We start from the raw sequence: 8,710 nt of genomic DNA on the forward strand, positions 1-8,710 counted from the left end.
ATTTCGTAAAATATATTAGAAAAGATATCTTGTTTTTATAATAAGGTATCTTTCCCTTTAATAACACCCATTTAATTGTATAAGTCGTATTTTTAATTTGAATTATATTTTTGTTCAGATGACATAGTAAAATTCAAGCATAGCAATAGCTACGGTTTTATTTTATATTGAAATATGAGCGAAACAGAAACAAATTATATGCGATATTACATGGTTAAAATGGCTTAAGCCGACCCTAAATTTATATGAATAAAATTTATCGCCTATTTGCTTCACCTGTATTAGCCGTAATACTTTTATTTGTTTTTGCAATATCTATGGCTACAGCCACTTTTGTAGAAAATGACTTCGGAACAGCTACGGCATGGAAAATGATTTATGATACTTGGTGGTTTGAAGTGGTCATGCTTGGTTTAGGACTTTGCTTTGTGATGAATATTTATAAGTATAAGTTGTGGCGATTGGAAAAATGGCCCTTGCTTATGTTTCATCTCGCCTTTATCATAATTCTATTAGGGGCAGGGATAACACGATATGCTTCTTATGGTGGAATCATGCGAATTAGAGAAGGTGCAAGTTCTAATATGATTATTTCTTCAGATAATTATTTGCATGTACATTTATCTAGCGGAAGCGAAAACAAAACACTTCGAAAGAAAATAAATTTTTCGCCACTAAGTAATAATAATTTTGAGTTGAATACCGATTTCATCGGCAAAAAAGTTTCTGTGTCATATAATGAGTTTATCGCTGATGCCGTTCCCGAAATTGTTGATGGTGATCCCGACGGTAAACCATTCATTCAAATGGTCGTTTCTGCAGGAAATGGGCGAGAAACGGTTTTCTTAGAAAAAGGAGAAGTTGAGGCTATTGGTCAACATCAGCATAAAATTGGCTTTGAGGTCGAACAAGAGGGGGTTATTAATATAGAGGAAGAGGGTGGTGCTTTTCAAATCATTTCACCTAGAAATCTGAGCACTTTTGTTATGGCTACCGAAACTGCTGGTACTATTGTGAAAGATAGTTTGTATACCATGAGTTTACGCACCTTGTACCGTGATGGTGATGCTTCTTTTGTGCCCTTGTCATACCACCCTAAAGCAAAAATTGGATTAGTAAGTGTTTCTGAAAAACCAAAAGATAACGATGAACAAAAAGATGATGCCTTGCTTGTTGATGTCCAAGTTGCCGAAAACACAGAAACCGCTACCTTATTATATAGAGAAGGTTTTTTACCAACAACTCATGATGTTGAGGTAGGTAGTGTGAAAGTAACCCTGTCTTATGGTGCTGAACCTATAACTACACCATTCTCCATAAAATTGAATGATTTTCAATTGGAGCGCTATCCAGGTTCTACGAGTCCGTCGGCTTACGCCAGTGAAGTTTCTGTAATTGACGGTGAAGATGTTATTCCATATCGTATTTATATGAATAATGTATTGGATTATGAAGGCTATCGATTTTTTCAAGCGAGCTATGATACCGATGAACTCGGAACGGTTTTAGCCGTAAATCACGATGCGCTCGGAACGAATATTACCTATTTAGGCTACTTTTTGATGACTATTGGCATGTTCTTCACCTTGTTTAGTAAAAATTCACGCTTCACCTTAATAAATAGGAAACTGAAAAAACTGAAGTTAAAAACAGCAGCGGTTATTATTACTTTTCTGTGTAGTTCAATGTTTAGTTTTTCGCAGAATATAGCGCCTGAAATTACCATTCAAAGAATAGAACAGTTACGTGTTGATGAACAGCACGCTGAAATGTTTGGTAGATTAATGGTTCAAGATTTAGACGGACGCATAAAACCAATGAATACTTTGGCCTCCGAGTTTCTTAGAAAACTAACACGCAAACCTTATTTTCTATTTACTCAAAATGACGAGCAAGTCAAATTCAATGCGAATCAAGCTTTTTTAGCCATGCAATCAGCTTCTAATATTTGGCAGTTTGTACCATTAATTAAAGTAGACGATGAAAAAGGGGGAAAGCTTTTTAGCAATTTAGAAATTAGTGAGGATGGTTTAGTGTCTTTTGTGGGCTTACTAGATGAAAATGGAAAATATCTTTTGGGTGAAGTTGTTGAAGAAGCCAATAAAAAGAAACCTGCTGAACGCAATGAATTTGATAAAGAAGTTATAAAAGTTGATGAGCGCTTTAATATATTATATAATGTTTTTGCAGGAAACTATTTGAAAGTGTTTCCTAATAGTAATGATGATAATAACAAATGGCACAGTCAAACGCATGACTTTTCAGATTTCCCTGAGGAAGATGGGCAATTTGCTCAAAAAATAATTCCTACCTATTATAATAATGTCAATAAAAAAGATTGGGTCGCGGCCAGTGAGAATTTGGAATACATCAAAACCTTTCAAGATATTCTAGGTAAAGAGATCATTCCATCTCGAAAAAGGGTAGAAGCTGAGTTGTGGTATAATGAGCTCAATTTAAACTTTTGGCTTTTTCAAGTTTACTTTACTTTAGGCTTGGTGCTTTTAGTTTTAGCTTTATTTAAAATCTTTACTAAGAAGAGGCTAATTGATGTATTATGGGATATTAGTGTATTGCTAACGCTGGTAAGTTTTTTAGCTTTTACAGGAAACATTATATTAAGATCGTATGTGGCACAGCATGCCCCTTGGAGCAACGGTTATGAAATGCTCGTTTTCGTGTCATGGGTATTATTATTGTGTGGTCTTTTATCTTTTAGAAAATCTGATTTTGCTTTACCGTTGGCAACCTTGTTTTCTGGAGCTTTGTTATTTGTAAGTTATTTAGATTGGTTGAGTCCGGAAATCACCAATTTAATGCCGGTATTAAAATCGTATTGGTTAAAAATTCACGTAGCCACCATAGTAAGTAGTTATGCCCCTTTAGCTTTATCTGCAGTTTTAGGGTTTATGGCTTTGATTTTAATGATTTTTAAAACGGAAAAAACGAAAAAAGCCATTGATATTAGAATCAAGGAACTGACTTATATAAATGAGATATCTATGACTATAGGCTTGTTTGTTTTAGCCGTAGGAACTTTTTTAGGTGGCATTTGGGCTAATGAGTCTTGGGGCCGCTATTGGGCCTGGGATCCTAAGGAAACTTGGGCCCTTATTAGTATTATTGTTTATACGATTGTATTGCACTTACGTTTAATTCCTGTTTTGAAAAGCAACTATATACTAAATACAGCTAGCGTTTTTGCATTTGGCTCTATTATAATGACGTCTTTTGGTGTGAACTATTATTTGTCAGGATTACATAGTTACGCCGCTGGAGATCCATTGCCTATTCCTAATTTTATTTATGTATTAGTCGTTGTGGTGGTTCTGGTTTCAGTTTGGGCTTATTTTAGGTATAATAAATTTAAGAATTAGAAATAGAACATTTATAAACGTTGTTCGTCTGTAATTATTGTGATTTAATCGAAAATATTTAATTAAAGGCACAAAATTCGCAAAAAAGCGTAAAAAAAATCGACAAAACGCTTGTTAATTTCGGTTAATTACATAAATTTGTCGAACTAACCCTAAAATCTTACACATGAAAATAAAATTATTTTTATTAGTTTTTTGTCTCTCACTTGTTTCAAGCATAGGTTTCGCACAGAAAGATGGTGCAAAAAGTATCATTAGTGATAAAGTTAAGATAAAGAAATATCATACTATTGATGAGCTTGAGCGTATGCCGAAGGGTGAGGTTTTAGCACTTTATAGAGAAAGAAATACGGTGTTGACTAGAATATTACCATATATTGCTTTAGCAACTAAACCAGGAGTTACAATGGTTACTATAGGTATTCCTACAAACAGTGATAATATTAAGGCCTTAGATACTCAACATGAAGCTGCGGATGAATATGTAAATAGTACTACTTTTTTCTTGAATGAATATTTACCATATGCAGATACAAGAAATATTATATCAGGTATCTTATTTTACGAGGAAATTATGAAGTCACTACATACATTTAATGAATATCGTTAACGTGATGTAGTACTTATATATTATAAATGCAAAATTTGATGCTAACAAAATGTTTTAAACAGTAAGTGTTTATAATGTTTGTTAGCATTTTTTTTATTAAAAATTACTTCTTGAGCTTGTTAATCGAATTGTAATAATTTAACTAAGTTCGATTAGTAATTCTGATTTTTTTTATAAGATTGAGCTTTTGAATGAGTTATTAAGAAAATCTCAATTTTTATTTGTGTATTTCATCGATAGAATATCTGTACAAAAGCCCTTATTTTGTGTATTTAGTCGAAATAATTGGTATTTCGTGGATTTTTTGTTAAATTTGATTAATAAATCATTTGAAAGCTTTACTTTAGGTTCTAACCCCCAAATCGATTAACTATGAAGAAAATTACACTTACTGTTTTCATATTCCTATTTGCGCTAGCAAATGTTGTTGCTCAACAAGAGAAAGGAATTATAGGAAAGGATAACTGGCTTAATAATTGGACAGATTTCCAATCAAATAGTCAATCTGAACATATTGAACCGACACAAATCTTAACTGGAAATATTACTGAAGATACTCGATTGGTAAAGAGACATGTGTATTTATTAGTAGGGAGTATTTTTGTAACTAATAATGCAGTTTTAACTATTGAACCAGGAACAGTGATTATTGGAGATTACGAGAGTAAGGCTTCTTTAACTATTGCTAAAGGTGCTAGCATTGTTGCTAATGGGTTAGAAACGGATCCTATTATATTTACTTCTAACAGACGCGTTAAGAAAGCAGGTGACTGGGGAGGAATTATTGTTCTTGGTGACGCTGCAACTAATAGATTTGGAAACGGATCAGTTTCTCCATTTTATACGCGACTGGCTTCAGAAAATTATGCTTTTACTAATTTTGGAGGGGAAAATCCAAATTCTAATTCTGGTTTGTTAAAGTATGTGCGTATTGAATATGCTGGGAGTCGAGTGAGTTCAGGTTTATATTTTAATGGTTTGTTATTAGCTGGTGTTGGCCGTGAAACTGTTTTAGAGAATGTAATGGTTAGTAATTCTGGTGGGAATTCAATTGAAGTATGGGGTGGAAAGGTTAACTTAAACAAGTTTGTTTCGTACAAATCAAGTAAAAGCGATTATAAATTTAATTATGGTGCGCAAGCTGAATTGATTAATTCATTAGCTGTAAGATCTCCATATGTATCAAGTAGTAGTGGAGCCAGAAGTTTAGAGGTTGTTGCTTATAGTCAGAGAGAAGATATTGATTTTTCAAAACCATCAACGTCTGTAAAAGCTCAAAACATTACGGTTCTTAATGCTTCTAAAGATTTAAGAGAAGACATTAGAATGGGGCTTGTTAAAGAAGGTGTTTATGTTGGGGAACATGCATCACTTGCTATGAATAAAAGTGTGATCTCTGGATTTAATCCAGCAGTTATTTTTGAAAGTAAAATTCGAATTAACCAAGAGAGCTTAGATAAAATTAAATTTACAAATATGTATTTCAATAACTGTAATGGAAACATTTTTGTTGAAAATAGCTCGAATAATGAGGACTTAGAAAATTGGTATGGAAACCATGCTTTCTTTAATGTTTATTCTAAAGGGCATGATGCAGAAACATTTATTGAAATAAATAATCCAAGAAGACCAGATTATAGATTGCGTATCAATAAAATTATTGCGTCAAACGAAGCTGATTCAAATTAAAAAAAAGAAATACTTTATATTTATTCATATATTAAGGTAATAATAGATTACAAACTAACTAACCCCAAATCATTCTACATATTTATCTGAAACTTATACTTTTCATTATATAATTTGTTACTGTTAGCGGTGACGAATTATATAATGTTTAGGTTATTATTATTCCTCCTCAAATAATAACTATAAGATGCTTAGGACTTCGAATGTGGGAAATTTTCAGATGAAAAACTTTACGCTTATACATATTATTGCTTTTTTTCTCTTTATTTTTTCGAATACAGTACAGGGGCAAATAGTTATAACAAAACCTAATTTAGTCAGATTTACTCAAGCCTGTGCTAGTGATAGTTTTAATTCTTATAGTGTAACTTTTTCTTTCTCGCCTGATACTGGTATCAGTGCTTCCAATCAATTTATTTTAGAACTTTCTGATGCAGATGGTAGTTTTGCTAATGCCGAAGTAGTCTATACTTCAGGGGAAGGTGAAATTGTGACCACGCCTGCAACGATAACCTTTGCCGTTCCAGAAACAGTTTCTGGAGAGTCTTATAAAGTAAGAGTAAAGAGTACCTCGCCTTCAGCAACAAGCTCAGGATCTAATGCGTTTCCTGCATATTATAAACTTCAAGATAGTCCATTTACTATTAATAATTTGGTGGAAACGGCTAATTTTTGTTCAGGAGGAAGCTACCTTTTAACTATTGATGATCCAGGAGATGAAAATAATGATTCACCATTACAATACCCTTCTTTAACCTATAATTGGTTTCGCGAAACAAGTGCTACAACTAAAGAGTTTGTTGCTAATGGTGCTAGTTTAGCAGTATCTACTCCAGGGAAATATTTTGTAGAAACGAATTATGGCACTTGTACATCAAATTCTTATTCAAATAGAGTTACCGTATATGAAATATCAACTGGTGTCGTGGTGACTGTAAATTCTAGTTTGGGAAATCCATATTGCATGAGTGATGGACCAACGACCTTGACATCTACAGAAGGAGATGCATACCAATGGAGTAAAGACGGGGAACTGATTGACGGTGCTACCGAGCAAACATATACAACAAACGATTCTGGTGAATATTCAGTAAATGTTGATTTAGGAAGTTGTACGACTTCAGCTTCTATTCTTTTAGATAATTCTGGGTTTTCAAGCAGTATTGATGGCGTAGATTTAGATGAAGATAATGTTTTGGAAGATGACGATTCTTTATTGGCAACGATAACGACAGACGCTACAAACCCTTCTTACGCTTGGTATAGAAATGATGTTCAACTTTCAGATGAAACTAGTAATAGTTTAGAGATTGATGAATTTGGAAGTTATAGAGCAGTGGTGTCTCAGCCGTCTTCTACAGGAGGTTGTATCGCTTCAAATGAGTTTGTTTTTACCGTTTCTGGTGGGGATGATTACTTTCCAGATGTTGCTGAAATACCAAATATTGTAAGTCCTAATGGTGATGGTATAAACGATACATGGATTATTCCTAAAGAATATGTTGCAGGTACTAATACAGAAGTGCTTATTATTAGCGCTCAGGGTAAAACAGTTTTGCAAACAACAGATTATTTGAATAATTGGCCAGAAGATGCTATTAATTTTGAAAATGTGAACCCAGTATATTACTATATAATAACCCCTTCTCAAGGGAGTGTTCGAAAAGGGTCAATAACAGTAATAAAATAACATGAAAAAATATTTACTTTATATTCTGTTGTTTTTAAGTGTTAGCTATCAGTCTGTTGCTCAGGATGATGGTGTTGTTGCATTGAATATTCCTGTTAGGAATTCATTAAAATTTAATAGAACATTTATAAACCCTACTTTCAGTTTTGTGAGGGAAGGACATCGTTATATTTCTTTCAACAATAAAAGAGAGTGGACACAATTTGAAAATGCGCCTCAAACGTATTTATTTGGCTATTCTGGGCGTTTTAGAGAAAGTATTGGGGCTGGTGTTAGTTTATTTCAGCAAAATTACGGTGCTTTAACAACGTTTGGAGGAATGGCCAACTTCGCCTATAATGTCGTTGTTAACCGTTCTGGCAACTTAACTTTTGGTATGAATCTTGGTTTTTATAGAAGCGGGGTTAATGATGGAGCCATTATTAGTAATACTCCAGACCCAGCTTTAGATAACATACCTTCTAATTCTATTATTACAATTAACCCAGGTATTAATTACGGTACTGAGTTTTTTGATTTTGGAGTCTCATTAAATAATATTGTAGCTTATAATTTAACTTCTACAGCTATGGTTGCTGATAATGCAGAACAAGGCATTCAAGTACATGGTATGTACACCGGCTATATAAGTTCTTTTGGATATTTTAGAGATAGTAGATTTTCTGCTCTAGTACGTTCAGAGTTTAAAAAAGAACAAACTATATTTTCAGGTTTGGTGATGCTTACTGTGCCTAAAGGTTTTTGGGGGCAGGCGGGTTACAATTCTTTTTACGGTTTTTCTGTAGGAGCAGGTTTAAACATTACGCCTCAAATTGCACTTGAATATAATTATGAAATGGCTATGGGGGATATTTCTCCTTTAGGAAATTCACACGATTTCACTATAGCTTATAGGTTTAAATCTAAAGAACGTTACGATTATTTTGGAGATGAAGAAGAAGATGGTCTGTTTATTTCTGATTCTAAAAAGAATAAGTCAAGGAAAGTTACCGTTAGTGAAACACCTAAAGATCTGCCAAGAAAATCTGATACTTTAGAAAAGCAACGAGCAGCCGAAGCCGCGGCCGCCGCAGCTCGAGCTGAAGAAAAGCGTGCATCGGAAGCAGCAGCGCTAAACGGAGTAACTGAAGCAGAACGTTTAGCAGAAAAACAGGAAGCCGATCGTATAGCTCATGAAGCTGAGGCAGAGGCCGAACGCCTTAGAAAAGAGCAAGAAGCTATTGTTGCAGCAGAATCAGAACGCTTAAGACAGGAAGAAGAAGCGCGTCAAGCAGAAGCTGCTAGAGTACAGGCTGAACAGGATGCCGCAGCAGCTTTAGCAGAATCAGAACGTTTAAGACAAGA

5 protein-coding genes are annotated in these 8,710 nt (G+C 34.0%); all 5 read left to right on the top strand.

Going from position 1 to position 8,710, the window contains the following annotated elements:
• Nucleotides 1–245 precede the first annotated feature (245 nt).
• Nucleotides 246–3,377 (top strand): cytochrome c biogenesis protein, encoded by a 3,132-nt coding sequence (ccsA, locus tag F6U93_RS12905; RefSeq protein WP_225312704.1) that lies wholly within the window; start codon nt 246–248, stop codon nt 3,375–3,377.
• A gap of 166 nt (nt 3,378–3,543) precedes the next feature.
• Complete coding sequence (locus tag F6U93_RS12910) at nt 3,544–3,987, top strand: hypothetical protein (RefSeq protein WP_150940468.1); 444 nt, start codon at nt 3,544–3,546, stop codon at nt 3,985–3,987.
• 372 nt (nt 3,988–4,359) lie between these two features.
• Nucleotides 4,360–5,676 carry a hypothetical protein gene (locus F6U93_RS12915; protein WP_150940470.1) on the top strand — a complete coding sequence of 439 codons (1,317 nt, stop codon included), beginning with the start codon at nt 4,360–4,362 and terminating at the stop codon, nt 5,674–5,676.
• Nucleotides 5,677–5,896: 220 nt separating this feature from the next.
• Nucleotides 5,897–7,366: a T9SS type B sorting domain-containing protein gene (locus F6U93_RS12920; RefSeq protein WP_150940472.1), complete on the top strand. Its 1,470-nt coding sequence runs from the start codon at nt 5,897–5,899 to the stop codon at nt 7,364–7,366.
• Between the two features lies 1 nt (nt 7,367).
• Nucleotides 7,368–8,710 (top strand): PorP/SprF family type IX secretion system membrane protein (locus tag F6U93_RS12925; RefSeq protein WP_150940474.1); only part of this gene is annotated, 1,343 nt, incomplete at its 3' end.

The organism is Pseudotamlana haliotis (assembly GCF_008806375.1).
Classification (GTDB): domain Bacteria; phylum Bacteroidota; class Bacteroidia; order Flavobacteriales; family Flavobacteriaceae; genus Pseudotamlana; species Pseudotamlana haliotis.